Origin of the sequence: Solidesulfovibrio magneticus RS-1 (genome assembly GCF_000010665.1) — a bacterium.
Classification (GTDB): domain Bacteria; phylum Desulfobacterota; class Desulfovibrionia; order Desulfovibrionales; family Desulfovibrionaceae; genus Solidesulfovibrio; species Solidesulfovibrio magneticus.
In genome coordinates, this window is sequence record NC_012796.1 from 2896065 (window position 1) to 2913096 (window position 17032).

13 protein-coding genes are annotated in these 17032 nt (G+C 63.2%); 9 read left to right on the forward strand and 4 right to left on the reverse strand.

What is annotated here, in order from left to right; all coding sequences use genetic code 11:
- Positions 1-401 precede the first annotated feature (401 nt).
- The 4 genes from DMR_RS12405 (at position 402) to DMR_RS12415 (ending at position 3734) form a co-directional block, all read left to right on the forward strand.
- Complete coding sequence (locus DMR_RS12405) at positions 402-1841, forward strand: putative sulfate exporter family transporter (RefSeq protein WP_015861261.1); 1440 nt, start codon at positions 402-404, stop codon at positions 1839-1841.
- Positions 1842-1859: 18 nt separating this feature from the next.
- Positions 1860-2030, forward strand: a complete 171-nt coding sequence (locus DMR_RS25050; protein WP_015861262.1) for a hypothetical protein — start codon at positions 1860-1862, stop codon at positions 2028-2030.
- Between the two features lie 163 nt (positions 2031-2193).
- A complete protein-coding gene (locus DMR_RS12410) occupies positions 2194-2421 on the forward strand; it encodes a hypothetical protein (RefSeq protein ID WP_015861263.1) in 228 nt (75 codons plus the stop codon).
- A 197-nt stretch (positions 2422-2618) separates the two neighbouring features.
- A complete protein-coding gene (locus tag DMR_RS12415) occupies positions 2619-3734 on the forward strand; it encodes an acyltransferase family protein (RefSeq protein WP_015861264.1) in 1116 nt (371 codons plus the stop codon).
- 236 nt (positions 3735-3970) lie between these two features.
- Here the strand turns inward: DMR_RS12415 and DMR_RS12420 are convergent, their stop codons facing one another.
- Both DMR_RS12420 and DMR_RS12425 read right to left on the reverse strand, forming a co-directional pair.
- Positions 3971-6838, reverse strand: a complete 2868-nt coding sequence (locus DMR_RS12420; protein ID WP_043600624.1) for a caspase family protein — start codon at positions 6836-6838, stop codon at positions 3971-3973.
- 311 nt (positions 6839-7149) lie between these two features.
- Complete coding sequence (locus DMR_RS12425; RefSeq protein ID WP_015861266.1) at positions 7150-9996, reverse strand: FAD-binding and (Fe-S)-binding domain-containing protein; 2847 nt, start codon at positions 9994-9996, stop codon at positions 7150-7152.
- Between the two features lie 198 nt (positions 9997-10194).
- On the opposite strand from DMR_RS12425, the gene DMR_RS24485 reads away from it, so the two are divergent.
- Positions 10195-11544, forward strand: coding sequence for a hypothetical protein (locus tag DMR_RS24485; protein WP_015861267.1), 1350 nt, complete (start codon positions 10195-10197; stop codon positions 11542-11544).
- A 108-nt stretch (positions 11545-11652) separates the two neighbouring features.
- On the opposite strand, the gene mtnP is transcribed toward DMR_RS24485, so the two are convergent.
- Positions 11653-12396: an S-methyl-5'-thioadenosine phosphorylase gene (gene mtnP, locus DMR_RS12430; RefSeq protein WP_015861268.1), complete on the reverse strand. Its 744-nt coding sequence runs from the start codon at positions 12394-12396 to the stop codon at positions 11653-11655.
- Between the two features lie 123 nt (positions 12397-12519).
- Positions 12520-13035 (reverse strand): adenine phosphoribosyltransferase, encoded by a 516-nt coding sequence (locus DMR_RS12435; protein ID WP_015861269.1) that lies wholly within the window; start codon positions 13033-13035, stop codon positions 12520-12522.
- 111 nt (positions 13036-13146) lie between these two features.
- On the opposite strand from DMR_RS12435, the gene DMR_RS12440 reads away from it, so the two are divergent.
- The 4 genes from DMR_RS12440 to DMR_RS12455 all read left to right on the forward strand — a co-directional run bounded on the left by DMR_RS12440 (position 13147) and on the right by DMR_RS12455 (position 16988).
- Entirely contained in the window at positions 13147-14475 is a 1329-nt protein-coding gene (locus tag DMR_RS12440) for an amidohydrolase (RefSeq protein ID WP_015861270.1), read from the forward strand.
- A gap of 110 nt (positions 14476-14585) precedes the next feature.
- Positions 14586-14828: a PxxKW family cysteine-rich protein gene (locus DMR_RS12445; protein ID WP_006917742.1), complete on the forward strand. Its 243-nt coding sequence runs from the start codon at positions 14586-14588 to the stop codon at positions 14826-14828.
- 141 nt (positions 14829-14969) lie between these two features.
- A complete protein-coding gene (locus tag DMR_RS12450; protein ID WP_015861271.1) occupies positions 14970-16193 on the forward strand; it encodes a M20 family metallo-hydrolase in 1224 nt (407 codons plus the stop codon).
- A gap of 141 nt (positions 16194-16334) precedes the next feature.
- Positions 16335-16988, forward strand: coding sequence for a class I SAM-dependent methyltransferase (locus DMR_RS12455; RefSeq protein ID WP_015861272.1), 654 nt, complete (start codon positions 16335-16337; stop codon positions 16986-16988).
- Positions 16989-17032 lie beyond the last annotated feature (44 nt).

A 17032-nucleotide genomic window follows, 5' to 3' on the forward strand; every position in this document is an offset into this window, starting at 1 on the left:
GTTTCCTCTCCGTTCCCGGAGACTCCCCATGCTCAGGGCTTCTAGTCGATAGCCATCCAAAAACGTTACGCTGTCTTGGTCTGTCCCAGAAAACCCAACCCTGCCTTATGCTGGGCGAAGACCGTCGAACGCCCATCCTCAAAAGCACTCACTCTGCTGCCTCAGCCCTGCCAACCAACGGAATTTATGTGACAACTCCAGTTTACACCGGCCGAAATTGTTTCCCGCCAACTGCTTGCACCATAAAAACATTTCTTAAAGAAAATATTTGGTTCAGAAATTGCTTTGTGAATTGCAGCACAAGACAGCTCGCCTTGTGAATAAAATCACTTTTATGGCGCGTCGGCAGGCAACCTCAGGCATCACCGGCAATCCCTGTTGGGATAGGAGAAAAGGAGCCTATGAGCCAGAAGACAGGACTCACCGAAGACAAGGTCGCACTCCTTGTCGGGGCCAGCGTGTTCATCCTGGCCTTTTGCAACGTGTTTGGGCTGGACTTGCTCGGTTGGGTGGTCAAGCCCAACATCTGGACGTCGCTGGACAAGGTGCTTTCGCCGGCCACGGCCGCCTACAAGGCACTCCCCGGCATCGCTTCGCTGTGCATCACCTATGTGGCCCTGACCGGCGTCCTGACGCTCGGCGTCAAACTGCTTGGCGCGGACACCAAGGAATTCTTCAAGGCCTTCACCATCGTCTTTTTCGTCACCTTCATCTGTTACGCGGCCGGGCACTACGCCCAAATCGCCGCCACGCCGGACACGCTCAAGAAGTTCAATATCCCATGGTCCCTGGGTCTCACCGGCGAAGCCGGCTTCATCATAGCGCTTCTGGCCGGCATCTTTGTCGGCAACTTCATGCCGGGCACGGCCGACAAGCTCAAGGCCGCCTGCCGCCCGGAAATGTTCGTGAAAATCGCCATCGTCATCATGGGCTCGGAACTTGGCGTCAAGGCCGCCGACGCCATGGGCCTGGCCTCTTCCATCATCTTCCGGGGCCTTTGCGCCATCGTCGAGGCCTACCTGATCTACTGGGCCGTGGTCTATTACGTGTCGCGCAAGTACTTCAAGTTCAGCCGCGAATGGGCCGCGCCCCTGGCCTCGGGCATCTCCATCTGCGGCGTGTCCGCCGCCATCGCCACCGGCGGCGCCATCCGGGCCCGCCCGGTCGTGCCCATCATGGTCTCCTCCCTTGTTGTGGTGTTTACCTGCGTGGAAATGGTCATCCTGCCCTTTGTGGCCCAGTGGTGGCTGACCGGCGAACCCATGGTGGCCGGCGGCTGGATGGGCCTGGCCGTCAAGTCCGACGGCGGAGCCATCGCCAGCGGGGCCATCGCCGACGCGCTCATCCGGGCCAAGGCGCTGTCCGACTACGGCATCAAGTATCAGGAAGGCTGGATCGTCATGGTGACCACCACCGTGAAGATCTTCATCGACGTGTTCATCGGCATCTGGTCCTTTATCCTGGCCTACATCTGGTGCACCAAGTTCGAGCGCTGCCCGGGCCAGCGCATGCGCTTCTCCGAAGTCTGGAACCGTTTCCCCCGCTTTGTTCTGGGCTACATCCTCACCTTCCTCATCCTGCTCGTCCTGTGCGCCAATTCCGCCGAAGGCATGAAGCTCGGCAAGAACATGGTGGGCGCGCTCAACGCACTGCGCGTCATCTTCTTCTCCCTGACCTTTTTCACCATCGGCGTGGTCTCCAACTTCAAGAAGCTCTGGGAAGAAGGCATCGGCCGGCTGGCCGCCGTCTACGTGGTCTGCCTGTTCGGCTTCATCATCTGGGTGGGCCTTTTCATCTCCTGGCTCTTCTTCAGCGGCGTCAAGCCCCCCCTGGCCAGCTAACACCCCAAGGAGCGCATCATGGAACAGCTCAACGACCTCAAGTTCGCCGAAGAAATCAAGAAGATGGAATATGAGCCCCTGGACGCCACGGAAAAACGCCTGGTGGCCTGGAGCCTGGGCATCGGCGTCACCCTGCTCGTGGTTTTTTATTTCGCCAGCAACGTCTTTTTCCCTGGAGCACATGGGTAGTTACGTAGAGAGAAGATATGCCTCCGGCGGCCGGGAGAGGCTAAGCCCCTCCCGGACCCTCCCTGCAAGGGGTGTTGGGTGATGGGCGGGGGTGTTGCGTGATGTGATTTGTTCAACGGCATGAAATGCGCGCACAAACGCCTTTTGGCGCATTGGTGCGGACATGGAGGAGATGATGCCGGCCTTTGCCCTGCGCTACATCAGCGGTCCCCAGCTGAAGCTGACCGTCTCGGACGAACACACCGTGGAAGCCGCGTCCCTGGACGAGGCCCTGCGCACCCGCAGCGACTGGCCCATCGAACGCAACTGGCCCGGCACCTGCGCCTGGGCCAAAAATCCCGGCACCAGCCTGTATCATGTCGAAGCCTGGGAAGGCACGCTGCTGGCCTGACGTGGTAGGCTTGCCCTTTTCGTAAAACCCGACGCCCCGGCCGAACCATCTTCGACCGGGGCGTTATGGGGCTACAGCGCCGCGCCAAGCTTCCCCGCTTTCCGCCTTGTAATCCACGGCCCTTTCCACATCGGACCGTTGGCGCGTAGCATGATCCCGGACAGAATTGGTGAAGACCCGCCGTCAAGGAGTCGGCCATGCCCACCCCAGCCATTCCCCGATTGTCGTCCGTGGACACCCTGCGCGGCCTGGCTATCGCCGCCATGATCGTGGTCAACAATCCCGGTGACCGGCGCTTCGTTTATCCCCAACTGCTCCACGCCCAATGGCACGGGCTGACCCTGGCCGACGTGGTTTTCCCGCTCTTTCTCTTCCTGGTCGGCGTGTGCGTCGCCTTGGCCATCGACCCCGATAAGCCCCGCGACGCCGAGGCGCGTGCCCGCCTCTGGCGCAAAATCCTCCCGCGCGCCGCCGTGCTGTTTGCCCTGGGGCTGGGAGAAAATGCCTACCTGCGCCTGAGCTTCGACGAACTGCGCCTCCCGGGGGTGCTCCAGCGCATCGCCGTGGTCTATCTCGCCGCCGCCTGGCTCCAGTCTCGCCTGTCCAGCCGCGCCCTTGCCGTCGTCGGCGCCGTGACGCTGCTTGGCTACTGGCTGCTGCTGGCCGCCGTGCCGGTGCCCGGCCACGGCCACCCGTCCCTGGCCATGGAACCCAACCTCCAAGGCTGGCTCGACCAGCTCGTCCTTGGCCGGCACATCTGGAAATTCCACACGAGCTGGGACCCGGAGGGCATTCTGTCCACCTTCCCGGCCATCGCCCTGGGGCTTATCGGCGTGCTGGCCGGCCGCTGGCTGCGCCGGGGCGGCGACCGGCCGGGGCGCGCCGGCCTGCTCGGACTGCTCCTGATCGCCATCGGCCTGGCCTGGGACGCCGTTTTCCCCCTCAACAAGTCCCTGTGCACGAGTTCCTTCGTGCTCCTTACCGGCGGCCTGGGCCTCGCTATGCTGGCTGTCGCCCACGCCGTCCTCGACGGCCGGCCCCCGGCCGCCTGGGCGCGGCCGCTGGGCATCCTCGGCCGCAACCCCCTTTTCCTCTACGTCACGGCCTCGTTTCTGGCCGCCAGCCTGCGCCATGTGCGGTTCGCCGACGCCGCCGGCCAGACCGTCAACCTGCAAAAGGCGCTTTATCTGGCCCTGTTCGGTTTCCTGCCGCCCGGCCCTTTTCCCTCCCTGTGCTGGGGGTTGGCCATGTTGACGATCATGTACCTGCTGGCCCTGGCCCTTCATGTCAGGGGCATCGTCATCCGGCTCTGAGCTCCCGTCCGCACCTCAGCCCCACCCGCCACGCCTGAATGCCGCCGTGCGGCAAATACCATCGCTGCCGCAAGGCTCGCCGGAGCTTTGCCGCCGTCGTCACAGCGGGATGGTCGGCTTCCCGGCCGTCGCCGCACCGCCTGGCATTTCTCGTCAGGCAGGCGGCGGAACACGAAAAACCCCGCCGTCGCGGGCGGCGACGACGGGGCTGAAAGGGCGTACATCGACGCTTTGCGTCAGTAGGCCGCGATAGGGAAGTCCTCCACCGTGCCGGGCACGCCGGTGGTCGGGGTCTGTTCGCCGCCGGTGAGTTCCTTGACGCGCTCGGAGATGTAGAGGTCGAGCATCTTGAACGTCACCCGGCCGGTGCGCTTGACGTCGGCCTTGCCGAGCACGCCTTCCACCAGCGCCTTGGTAAAGGCTCCGTTTTGCCAGTCCGGCTTTTCCAGGGAATACTGCCGGCCGGTGGAGGCGGCGAAGACGATGGCTCCGTTGCCGGCGCTGGAGAGCTCGTTGATCACGCCGTTGACGTCCGTCATGCCGCGACGCGACGCTCCCATGATGGAACCGCTGTGGCAGGTGTCCACGAAAAAGAGCGTCTTGCCGGCGATGTTGCGGATGGTCTTTTGCACTTCCATGAACGGCAGCCCCGAGGCCCGCAGCTTTTCCAGCTCCACGGTGGTCGGCAGGAAGTAGTAGTCGCCGTTCTTGTCGTTCACCCCATGACCGGCCAGAAAGATCATGGCCACGTCGTGCTGGGTGGTCTGGCGCTCGATCCAGTCCAGGCCGTTGAGGATGGCTTCCTTGGTGGCGGCCTCGTCGGTGAGGGTCCGCACCACCACGTCGCTGTAGAGTTTGCCCTTTTGCAGGGCCATGGCGGCGGCGAAGTCCTGGGCGTCCTTGGCCGGATAGGTGAGCGACAGGGATTTGTCGGCATAGGCTCCGGCCCCGATGGCCAGGACGTAGAGCTTGGAGGCCGGTGCGGCCGGCGCGGCGGCCCGGCCGGTCCACTTGAGCTTCACCGTGGCCGGGGCCGAGGGGCCGTTTTTGTTCTCGGCCACCACCGAAAGCACCACATCGCGCTCGGGCAGGGCCACGTTGCTGGTGAGCACGCTGGGCTCAAGGCCCCGGCCGGCGAGATTGGGGCGTTGCTCCAGCACGCGTGCGCCGTCCACCAGCACCCGCACGGCGGTAATGTCCTCGCCGCCGGGGCTGCGCACGGCATATTTGACGGCCATGTCCGGGGCGGCAAATCCCCCGCCCGGAGCCGGACTGAGGATTTCCACCACCGGCGGCCGGGCAGTCAGCACCGAAGGCGCGCGCACATCGCCCCCCCGGGCCACGTTGGCCGCGGCCAAAGCCCGGTCCTCGTCCAGGGCGCGCGGCACCATGTCCACCACATCGGGCCGGTGGTAGGCCTCGCGGAAGCGCGAGGCCGGAAAGAAGTCGGCCGCGTGGTCCGGGCCGTTGTTGACGTTCCAGCCGATCATATCCTCGCCGCCCGGGGAGGCGTCGTAGTAGCCTGTCGGGGTCCACAGCACCCAACGCTTGCCGTCGGCATTGGGGAAATAGGACAGCAGTTCGCGCCCATCTTCCAGGCGGTACCAGCGGATGGAGCCGTCGCCCATGGCCGCGACGACCATGCGCCCGTCGCCGCTGACATTGACCGCCCAGACCGTGTCCGGGGCCGGGGTCTGCCACAACGGCGCGCCGTCGGCTCCGTAGGCCCGGACGTTCCAGGAGGTGCCCAGGATCAGCCGGCGGTTGTCCGGGGCGATGGCCAGGGAAAAGGACGTTTCGAAGTCCTTCATCTTGAGCGGCTGGCCGTTTAGCGTCGGCGTGCGCCCCCCTTCCCAGCCGGCCACGGTCAGGCCGGCGGCCTGGGTTCGCGGCGCGGCCATGTCCGGAGTCACGGCGTCGATGTGCCGCAGGTCGCGGCCGGGCAAGGCGAAGCGGTAGACGCCTTTGCGGCCGCCTACGGCGTAGCCTACCGTCTCGCCGGTGCGGTCGAGATAGAAGGCCCGCACCGAGGAGCGGTAGTCCTGGATGGCCGGCGAGCGGGTCATGCCGAAGCTGCCGTCCGGGCGCAGCACGCCCCAGCGCGGGGCCACGGTGCCGTAGGCCACGCCGCCGTCGGGCAGCGGACACAGGGCCACCACGGCGGATTTGCCGGTGTCGAGGTCGCGGTACTGCACGTAGTCCGAAGGCTTGAAGCTGCGTATGGGGCAGCCCCGGTCCGTGACCCAGCGGCCGGCGGCCAGAAGCGACCCGTCGGCGGCAAAGGCGACGGTGGCGAGGTTGCCGTTGTCCACGCCGGCGAGGTTGGGCGCGCCGAGGAGTCCCAGGGTTTCGGCGTCCAGGACCGTCACGGCCGGAGTGTCGGTGAAGCCCACGGCCAGCTGGCTGCCGTCCGGGGAAAAGGCCAGGGAAAAGGGCCGCGCGCCGCCCTGGGTCTGGGTTTTGGCGAGCAGGGTCAGGCCCGTGTCGGCCACGCGGTAGAGGCGCACCGCGCCGTCGTAGCAGGCCGTGGCCAGATGGCCCTTGCCGTCAAAGGCCGCGCCGTAGCTTTCGCCCTTGTAGTCGCGGTCCTGACCCACAAGCGCCAGATCGGACAGCCGCCAGACGCGCAGGCCGTCCTCGCCAAGGACAGCGGCCAGATATGCCCCGTCGCGGGAGATGGCCAAGTGGTTGACCACGCTTGGCAGGCCGGTGAGGCGGCGCACGAGCTGGCCGGATTCGCGGTCGAAGACATAGACGCTGTGGGCCTTGTCCCAGCCGTAGCCGGACCAGCCGCCGCAAAAGACGTAGCGGCCGTCGGGGCTCATGGCCACGCTGTAGAGCCGGCCCTCGTATTCGTGGCCGATGGGCGGACGCAGCACGCGCAGTTGTTCGCCGGTCTTGATGTCCCAGACACGGCAGGTCTTGTCGTCGGAGGCCGTGGCCAGATAGCGGCCCAGCGCGTCCACGGCGATGCGCTTGATGAGCGCCGTGTGCATCCCGGTTTCGATGCGCAGAATCGGCTCGGCGGGCGGCGTGGCGGCGGCGACGTGGGTGAAGGAGAATAGGAGAACGAGAATGGTGAGAACGAGTACGCGAAGGCGCATGGGCAGACTCCTCGCCCAATACCGGGCGGCGCGCATTCTTCTCCCCGCCGCCTGTCCGCGTCAAGCCCGCAAGGGCCGTGCCAGGACCGGAAATCCAGCCCTGGCGCGGCATTTCGTCCTTTCTTAACGCTTCATGAATTTCCGCTCATGCGCCCCAGGCGCTCACTCCCCTTTCACCCTCTCGCCCCCCCACGACACTACCGCCAGTCCCCATCACCCAACTGGGGGGTCCGGGGGCCTCAGGCCCCCGGCGGAGAGGGTAAGGCAGAGGCAGCGCCTCTTCTGGCCGCCGGAGGCATCCCCCCCTCCCCCTACTTCGGCCGGGCGGCCTGGTCCACCAGGTAGGCCATGGACTGGTAGGGGATGCCGCCGTGGAAGGACAGGCCGATTTCGCAGGTGCGGCTGTTGCTGTAGCCGGCCGTGACCGTGGCCGGCAGCTGCCCGGGCAGATCGGCCAGGGCGGCGGCGTTGAGTTCGGGGTAGAAAAAGCCCCGGTCACCGGCAAAGCCGCAGCAGTGGATGTTGCGTGGGATGACCACCTGCTTGGCGCAGAGTTTGGCCAGGGCGGCGAACTTGGCCGACAGGCCCATTTTCACCGACGAGCACGAGACATGCAGGGCCACGGCCGCGTCCACCGGGGTCAGATCAAGATGCGGCAGGCAGAAGTCGTGGATGAACTCCACTGGTTCGTGGAGCTTAAGCCCCGGTTCCATCTTGCAGCGCATGGTGTAGAGACACGGGCTGGCGTCGCACAGGATGGGGATCGCGCCGTTGTTGCTCACTTTTCGCAGCACCGTCTCCAGCTCGGCCGACTTGCGCCCCGCGTCCTCGTGCAGGCCCTTGGATTCCAGCGTCAGGCCGCAGCACAGTTCCTTCAATCCCTCGGGGAAGATGACGTCGTAGCCGGCCTTGGCCAAAACGGACATGACGGCGGCGAAAAGCCCGCGCTGGTCCGGGTCCAGGGCCGAGGGGCCCATGGCCCGGGTGGTGCAGCTCGGGAAATAGACCACCTGCCGGCCCTTGCCCTGGCGGGTGTTCCGCAGTTCCAGACGCGGCGCGCCCTTGGGGGCGGTGGGCGTCCAGTAGGGAACCAGGCCCCGCGAGAGCTTTCGCAGGCCATGCGTCATGGCGGTCATGGCCTTGGTGCCGAGCAGCTTATGGACGCCGTGGGACAGATGCAAGCCGCCGCTGGCCAGGGTCGTCACCAAGCCGTAGTGGTCGGCCACGAACCGGCCGATCTTGCGCGCCCGGTCGCCGGCTTCCCGGCCGCGATAGGTTTTGGTGAAGGAGCCGGTGTCCACGGCCACGGGACAGACCGTGGCGCACAGGCCGTCGGCGGCGCAGGTGGCCGCGCCGTAGTAGGCGTAGGCGTCATGGAAGTCATTGAATTCGCCCAGGTCGCCGGTCTGTTTGGCCAAGGCCATGTGGCGCTGCAACGCGATGCGCTGGCGCGGCGTGGTGGTGACGTTGCGCGAGGGGCAGACCGATTCGCAGTAGCCGCACTCGATGCAGCGGTCGATGATGGGATCGACGGGCGGCATGGGTTTCAAGTCCTTGAGATGCACTTCCTTGTCGTCGTTGAGGATAACGCCCGGGTTGAGGATGCCTTCGGGATCGAAGGCGGCCTTGAGGCGTTGCATGTAGGCGTAGGCGGTGCGTCCCCACTCCATCTCGACAAAGGGGGCCATGTTGCGGCCGGTGCCGTGTTCGCCCTTGAGCGAGCCGTCGTAGCGGCCAACGACCATGGCTGCCACTTCATCCAGCAGCGCCCGGTAATGGGCCGTGGCGTCCGGGTCGCCGAAGTCCGGGCAGAAGACAAAGTGGAGATTGCCTTCCAGGGCATGGCCAAAAATGATGCCTTCGGCAAAGCCGTGGTCGCGCATGAGGCGCTGGAGTTCCACCGTGCCCTCGGCCAGCCGCTCGATGGGGAAGACCACGTCCTCGATGATGACGGCCGTGCCGGGCTTTCGCGCCCCGCCGACCGAGGTGAAAAGCCCGCGCCGGATGTTCCAGAGCTTTTCGTAATCGTCCTTGCCGTCCATGAAGATAAGCGGAAAGACCGGCTCGATGCCGGCCACCCGAGACAGCGCGCCGTCGATGGCGGCCAGCAGCCCGGGTTTGTCGGCGGCGCGCACCTCCACCAAAATGGCGGCGGCATCCTCGGACAATTCCTTAAGATAGGCCGGCATCCCGGGCTTGTCCTCCACCGAGCGCAGCGAAGCCCGGTCCATAAGTTCCACGGCCGACACCGGGCCGGCCTTGAGCGCGATGGTGGCCCGGCAGGCGGCGTCGATGGTCGGGTAGATCATGAGCGACGAGGCCTTGTGGGGATGCTCGACCACGGTGCGGTAGGTGACCTCGCTGATAAAGGCCAAGGTCCCTTCGGAGCCGATGATGAGGTGCAGCAGGATGTCGAAGGGGTCTTCGAAGTCGATGAAGGCGTTTAGGCCGTAACCGGTGGTGTTTTTGATCTTGAATTTGCGGCGGATGCGCTCGGCCAGTTCGGCGTCGGCCAGGATTTCGGCGCGCATGGCGGCCAGCTCGGCCAACAGTTCCGGCCGGGCCACGGCAAAGGCGGCCCGGGAGGCCGGGTCGGCGGTGTCCAGGGCCGTGCCGTCGGCAAATACCAGACGCATGGATTCCACGGTCTTGTAGCTGTTTTCCGCCGTGCCGCAGCACATGCCCGACGAATTGTTGGCGGCGATGCCGCCGATCATGCAGGCGCTGATGGAGGCCGGGTCCGGGCCGATCTTGCGGCCATAGGGGGCAAGCCGCACGTTGGCCTCGGCCCCGATGACGCCGGGCTCCAGGCTGATGTGGCCCGCGCCGGGATGGATGCGCAGCCCGCGCCAGGCGCCGGCCAGATAGACCAGCACGGAATCGGTCAGCGCCTGGCCGGACAGGCTGGTGCCGGCGGTGCGGAAGGTGACGGCCACGTGTTCGGCGGCGGCGGTGCGAAGAATCCGGGCCACCTCGGCTTCGGTCACGGCCTTGATGACGATCTTGGGGATCAGCCGATAGAAGCTGGCGTCGTCGCCCAGGGCGAGGTTTCGAAACGGGCCGAGGAAGATGCGCTCGGCCGGGATGAAGGCGCTTATGCGGTCCAAGAAGGCTTTATGGGCGGCGGGCAGGCTTTCGGCGCGGCACGGCTCGGTCATGGACGGCTCCTTGGCGACGCGCGGCGTCGCGGGAAGAGGGATGATTGGAGCTGTTATGGCACGGATGGGGGGATTTGGGAACCAATCGATCACCCTTAAGCTCACCGCAAAATCACATTGACATATAGCAACAACCTGTATAGATATTTTTTTAAAAAGCTGATAGAAACACCGCAAATCAACAACCGGGACTAAACAATGAGCTTAATACAAACGAAATCCTCAAAAGAAGATTTTGGTTCAATTATAAGTGATTTCATCAGTAACATAGAGAGCCTCCACAGAACTCTCTACATCGTCATGAGCTTTATTAAGCATGTCAGAAAGAATACAAACGACGAGTTCGAGGAATTTCTCTCAAAGAACGCCAAAAGCACCAAAAAAAGCGAGACCGAAACGGAATATAGTATAGAATTTACAAGCTACTACGAATTCAAACAAAAGTTACGAGATGTTGAGTGGGTAAATAGGTCAGGGACAATAATACCAAAGAGCTTTGTAGTCTCCTTAATCAGTGAGTATGACGCCTACCTTGGAATGATTATAAGAAGAATGTACCGCATAAAACCCGAAGTATTAAACTCTAAAGACAACCAGATTTCCTTTTCCGACATCGTGACTTACGACTCTTTAGACCAAATAAAAGAGATAATCATTGACAAAGAAGTTGAAAACCTACTGAGAAATAGCCATCCTGAACAGTTCAAGATCATTGAGGCAACTTTTTCTGTCATACTAACCAAAGAAGTAGAAGGTTGGAATGATTTTGTCGAACTAACAGAAAGGAGGAACTTATTTGTACATTGCAACGGCATTGTCAGCAAGCAGTACCTAGATACTTGCAAAAAACACAAAATAGAAATTAACGATTTAAAAAAAGGTGACCCCCTCCAAGTCAGCCCAGACTATTTCGACAATGCATTCAATACGGTCCTTACAATTGGATTTATGATAGGGCATGTTTTATGGAGAAAGTTCCAGCCAGAGGAGTCACAAGATGCCGACAAACATTTAATTTCTGTTGTTTATTCACTTTTAACATCAAAACACTACAGCGCCACTATAACTCTCTGTAAATTTGCAATAAAATGCATAGGTAAAAAATTTTCATCAGAGGAAACACGTAGAATTATTGTAATAAATTATGCAATAGCCTTAAAATTTTCATCTAAGAAAGAGGAGATGGAAAAACTACTCAACGAAAATGACTGGTCGGCTTCCAGCGAAAAATTTAAACTTGCTGTTCTTGTATTAAACGACAACAATACAGAGGCCGCCACAACCATGCGTAAAATAGGTTGCAACGGTGAAGTAACAAAAGCTGACTACAACAACTGGCCTTTGTTTGAAAATTTTAGAGAGACAGAGATTTTCAAAACAACATATCTTGAAGTATTCAATGAGGAAAGCATGTCCATATCGGAAGACATCAAAAACGAACAAGAAAACTCAAAAACAAATTGTCGCGAAGCACATTCTGCACCCACAACAACAAACAAACCCAAGCGGCACCACAAACGATCAGCCAAAAAACACAAAAAAAGATAATCACGCAACAACAGCCATAGCAACTTTAACAAAGACAATACGAAAAACAAGCGGGGCGTCCGTCGCCGGGCGCCCCGCAAAAAAACAGTCAGCCCACTGACGGCCGGGTTACATCTTCCCCACCACCTCGATAAGCACACTCGTCACCTTCTCGGCGTTTTCCTTGAAGATCGTCACGATCTCCTCCCAGGAGACGGGCGGCTCGTCGGTCTTCCAGCAGTCGTAGTCCGTGCTCATGGCCACCGATGCGTAGGGAAGCCCGGCCTCCACGGCCAGGGCGCATTCCGTGGCCACGCTCATGTTGATGACGTCCGCGCCCCAGGCCCGGAACATGTTCGATTCGGCGCGGGTGGAAAAACGCGGCCCTTCGATGGTGACCACCGTGCCCTTGTCGTGGTGGCAGTAGCCGAACTTGCGGCAGGCGTCGATGAGCAGCTGGCGCAACGGCTCGGAAAACGGGTCGGCCATGGGCGTGTGGGCCGGATTGTGCGGCTCGAAACGGTCGTGGAAGGTGAGCGCACGACGCCGGGTGAAGTCGATGAACTGGTCGAGGATGACCAGATCGCCGCGCCCGATCTCGGCCCGCAGCGACCCCACCGCCGTGGTGGAGATGACGGCGGCGCAGCCGACCGCGCGCAAGGCGTGGATGTTGGCCCGGTAGTTGACGTGGGTGGGCGTGGCCGTATGCGACCGGCCATGGCGGGCCAAAAGCACCACGTCCTTGCCGGCGATCCGGCCCTGGCGCAGGGTCGAATTGGGCGCGCCGTAAGGGGTGTCCACCTCGATGTCGGACGGATTTTCCAGGATATTGGGGTCGTCCAGGCCGCTGCCGCCGATAATGCCGATCTTCATGCCGTTTTTCTCCGACTGGATAGTCAACTAAGAACGAGCCAGGGTTCCAGAGGCTCCCGGGCCAGGGAAGAGCGCCTCGGGCGCTTTGTCCAGACAACCGCCGCGTCGGTACGAAATCCGCCCTTAGGCGATCTGCAAAATGCTCTCGCAGCCGTAGGAACGCAGCTGTTCCTTGCCGTTTAAAAATTCCAGCTCGATGACCACGCCGATGCCGACGATGTCCGCGCCGAAATGCTCCACGAGATCGATGACACCGGACAGCGTGCCGCCCGTGGCCAACAAGTCATCGATGACCAGCACTTTCTCGTCACGAAGCAGCGCGTCCTCGTGCATGCACAGGGTGTCGGAGCCGTATTCCAGGTCATAGGAGACGGAAACCGTCTTGTACGGCAGCTTGCCGGGCTTGCGCACCGGCACGAAGCCTAGGCCCATCTTGTAGGCCAGCGCCGCGCCGAAAATGAAGCCGCGCGCCTCGGCGGCCACGATTTTCGTGGCCCCGGAATCGGCGAAGCGCTCGGCCAAAAGGTCGATGGCCCGGCGGAACCCGTCCGGATCGCCCAGAAGCGGCGTGATGTCGAAAAAGAGGATGCCTTCCTTGGGATAATCCGGGATATCGCGAATAAGTTGACGCAGGTCCATGGGCCTCTCCTTGGAAATTCAGTCAGGTAACCGCAGTCGCATAGGCAATTTTGCGCCATCCGGTCAAGCCGGGCTTGGCCTGCCCGCCGCCCTGGGTTAAGGGATGCGGCCATGGAAAACGCCACTGCCCCCCTGCCCTGCGATGTCCTGGTCACGGCCGCCGTTGTGGTCACCCAAAACGATGCCCGCGAGGTTTTGCGCGACGCTGCTCTCGCCATAACCGACGGCCGGGTCTCGGCCGTTGGGCCGCGCGCGCAGCTGGCCGCTGTCTACGCCCCGGCCGAAACCCTTGATCTGGGTGAAGCCATGGTGCTGCCGGGGCTGATAAACAGCCACGGCCACGCCGCCATGACCCTGTTTCGGGGCCTGTGCGACGATGAAACGCTCTCGGTGTGGCTAAGCCAGCACATCTGGCCAGCCGAGGCCAAGCTCACGGCCGAGGCCGTACGCCAGGGCACACTGCTCGCCTGCGCCGAAATGCTGGCCTCGGGCACGACCTGCTTTCTCGACGCCTATTTCTACAACGACGCCGCCGTGGCCGCCGCCGAAGCGGCCGGCATCCGGGGCGTGATCTGCCAGGGCGTTTTCGACATGGAAAGCGCCGGCTTCAAGTCCGCCAACGCCTCCCTGGCCGAAGGCGCGGCCCTGGCCGACCAACTCGCCGGCAACGACCGGCTGCGCGCCGCCGTGTTTCCCCACGCCGTCTATACCTGCCGCCGCGACACCCTGGAGCGCTGCGCCGCCCTGGCCCGGGAGCGCGGCTTGCTCCTGTCCACCCACGCCGCCGAGACAGCCCGGGAAAACGACGATTGCCTCAACGCCAACGGCAAGCGCGTCATTCCGTATTTGCAGGAGCTGGGGATGCTCTCGCCGCACACGCTGCTCGCCCACGGCGTGGCCTTAAATGAAAGCGACATCGCGCTCCTGGCCGCCTCGGGCACGAGCGTGTCCCACTGTCCCAAGAGCAACATGAAGCTCGCCAGCGGCATTGCGCCCGTACAGGCCCTGCGCCGGGCCGGCGTGACGGTTGGCCTGGGGACAGACGGCCCGGCCAGTAACAATGCCCTGAACCTCTTTTCGGAAATGAGCTTCGCCGCGCTCCTGCAAAAGGTGGGCACCGGCGACCCCACAGCCCTTGAGGCCGGCGCGGTCCTGGACATGGCCACCCGCGACGGCGCCGCCGCCCTGGGCTGGCCCGAACTGGGACGTCTCGCGCCCGGCGCGCCGGCCGATCTGTGCGCCCTGGACCTGACGCGCCCGGCCCTGCGCCCCGGCCTGGACCCGGTGTCCGACACGGTCTACGCGGCCAGCGGCGGCGAGGTTGTCCTCACCATGGTCGCCGGCCGGGTTCTCTACCACGACGGCGCGTTTTTGACCTTTGACTACGAAAAGCTGCGCCGCGACGTGGCCGATACGGCCGCCCGGCTGACGGGGCGGTAGCGGCAGCCCCTGAAAAGTCCCTTGACAGCCCCGCCCGGCTCCGTAATAAAGGCTGGCTTTGCGCCGCAACTATTCCCGCGCCCCATCCCGCGCGGTCCGGAGGTTATCCCATGTCCCAGGTCATCACCGTCAATGGCGTCGAATGCCATCCCATCGTGGAGAAGTGCGAGGGCTGCGATCGCACCATGGAGCAGGATGGGGTCAAATACTGCAAGAGCTATCCCCTGCCCGAGCGTAAGTGGGCCCAGAAGGTCTGCAACTTCGCCACCCACATGAAGCTCGAAGTCGACAAGGGCGGCAAGGTCAACATCAACCCCCTCAAGGCCTCCAAGCGCGCCGCCCGCGGTCGCTAGGCCCCGCTCTTTCTCTATCACGCCCAGCCGGGAGGTCTTGCGCCTCCCGGCTTTTTGCGTTGCGTCCGGTTTGCCAAGCGTCCGCCGACCGGCTACATTGCCGGCTTTGGCGACTTCTCCACCCATAAGCCCGGAGCCTCTATGCTAGACGACTTGCTGGCCCATATCGACGGCGAACGCGAGGCCGTCATCGACCTGCAACGCGAATTGACCGCCATCCCCGCCCTGGGCCCCGACAACGGCGGCCCCGGCGAACGCGAAAAAGCCGACCGCCTCAAAGTCCTGCTGGCCGGCATGGGCTTCCCCGAAGTCCGCGAAATAAACGCTCCCGATCCCCGCGTGCCCTGCGGCCACCGGCCCAACCTCGCCGTGGTCATGCCCGGGGCCGACACCTCGCGCACCTTCTGGGTCATCTCCCACCTCGACATCGTGCCGCCCGGCGACCGCGCCCTGTGGAAGAACGATCCCTACACGCTGTCCGTCGATGGCGACCTCGTGTACGGGCGCGGTGTCGAGGACAACCAGCAGGCCGTGGTCAGCTCCATCCTGCTCGGTCGGGCCATTGCCGCCAAAAAACTGCTGCCGCCCATGAACTACGGGATGCTGTTCGTGGCCGACGAAGAAACCGGCAGCAAGTACGGCCTGGACTACGTGGCCGCCCACCACGACGGGCTTTTTTCCAAGGACGACCTCTTCCTCGTGCCCGACTTCGGTCTGCCCACCAGCGAAATGGTGGAAGTGGCCGAAAAAAGCATGCTCTGGCTCAAGGTCATCGTCGAAGGCCGCCAGTGCCACGCCTCCACCCCGGCCGAAGGCGTCAACACCCTGGCCGCCGCTTCGCTTTTTATCCTCAAGATTCCCAAGCTCTACGACAAGTTCGGCGACAAGGACCCGCTGTTCCATCCGGCCAACTCCACCTTCGAGCCAACCAAGAAAGAAGCCAACGTCGAAAACATCAACACCATCCCCGGCCGCGACGTCTTCTACGTCGACTGCCGCGTGCTGCCCCATTACAACCTCGACGACGTCTTGGCCGCCATCGCGGGCTACGGCAAAGAAGTTGAGGAAGCCTGCGGCGTCACCGTCAGCTACGAGATCGTGCAAAAGGAGCAAGCCGCGCCAGCCACCGACGTCTCGGCCACCATCGTCACCCGGGTCATGGACGGCATCCGGCAGGTCTACGGAGCCGACCCCAAACCCATGGGCATCGGCGGCGGCACCGTCGCCGCCTACCTGCGCCGCCGGGGCTACCCGGCCGTTGTCTGGGCCACCCTGGAACACAACGCCCATCAGCCCAACGAACGTTCCAGCATCGCCAAGACCATCGGCGACGCCAAGGTCATGGCGCGGGTGTTATATAGTTAAGTGAGAGAAGAGAGGAAGATGCCTCCGGCGGCCAGGAGAGGCTCTGCCTCTCCTGGACCTCTCCGCCGGGGGCCTGAGGCCCCCGGACCCCCCACATGGGTTTCTGGGAAAGCGTTACTGTTTCGGCGGGTGGAGAAAGGGATGAATATCAAGCGCGCTTGGAAAAAACTCCTCATGGAGCAGTGCCGCCGGCCCGGCGGCATTCTTGGCGAATACATCGGCCGGCGCATGAACCGCAGCCACTACGCCCTGACCACCTGGGGCCTGTCCCAGGTGGACGTCGCCCCGGACCAGGACATCCTCGACATCGGCTGCGGCGGCGGCCGCACCCTGGCCCGGCTGGCCGAACTCGCCCCGCGAGGCCGCATCTGCGGCGTCGACGCCTCGCCCAAAAGCGTGACCCTGTCCCTGCGCCACAACGCCCAGGCCGTGGCCTCGGGCCGCATGGAAATCCGCCAGGCCTCGGTTTCGGCCCTGCCCTACCGCGATTCCACGTTTCACTTGGTCACCGCCGTGGAGACGCATTACTTCTGGCCCGACCTGGTCGCCGACCTGGCCGAAGTGCGGCGGGTGCTGCGCCCGGGCTGCCGGTTCCTGCTTCTTGCCGAGGTCTACGACACGCCGCGTTTCGACGCCCGCAACCGCAAATGGCTGGAACTCGTGCCCATGACCTATTTGACGCCGGCTCGGTTCCGGGAACTGTTCGAGACCGCCGGCTTTGTAGACGTCGCTGTCCGCGAGGAAGCCGACCAGGGCTGGCTGTGCTGCCTGGGCCGCAAGCCCGACACAGCCTAGAGCCGCCTGAGGCCGCCCTTTCCGTTAACGCCGATCTGACCATG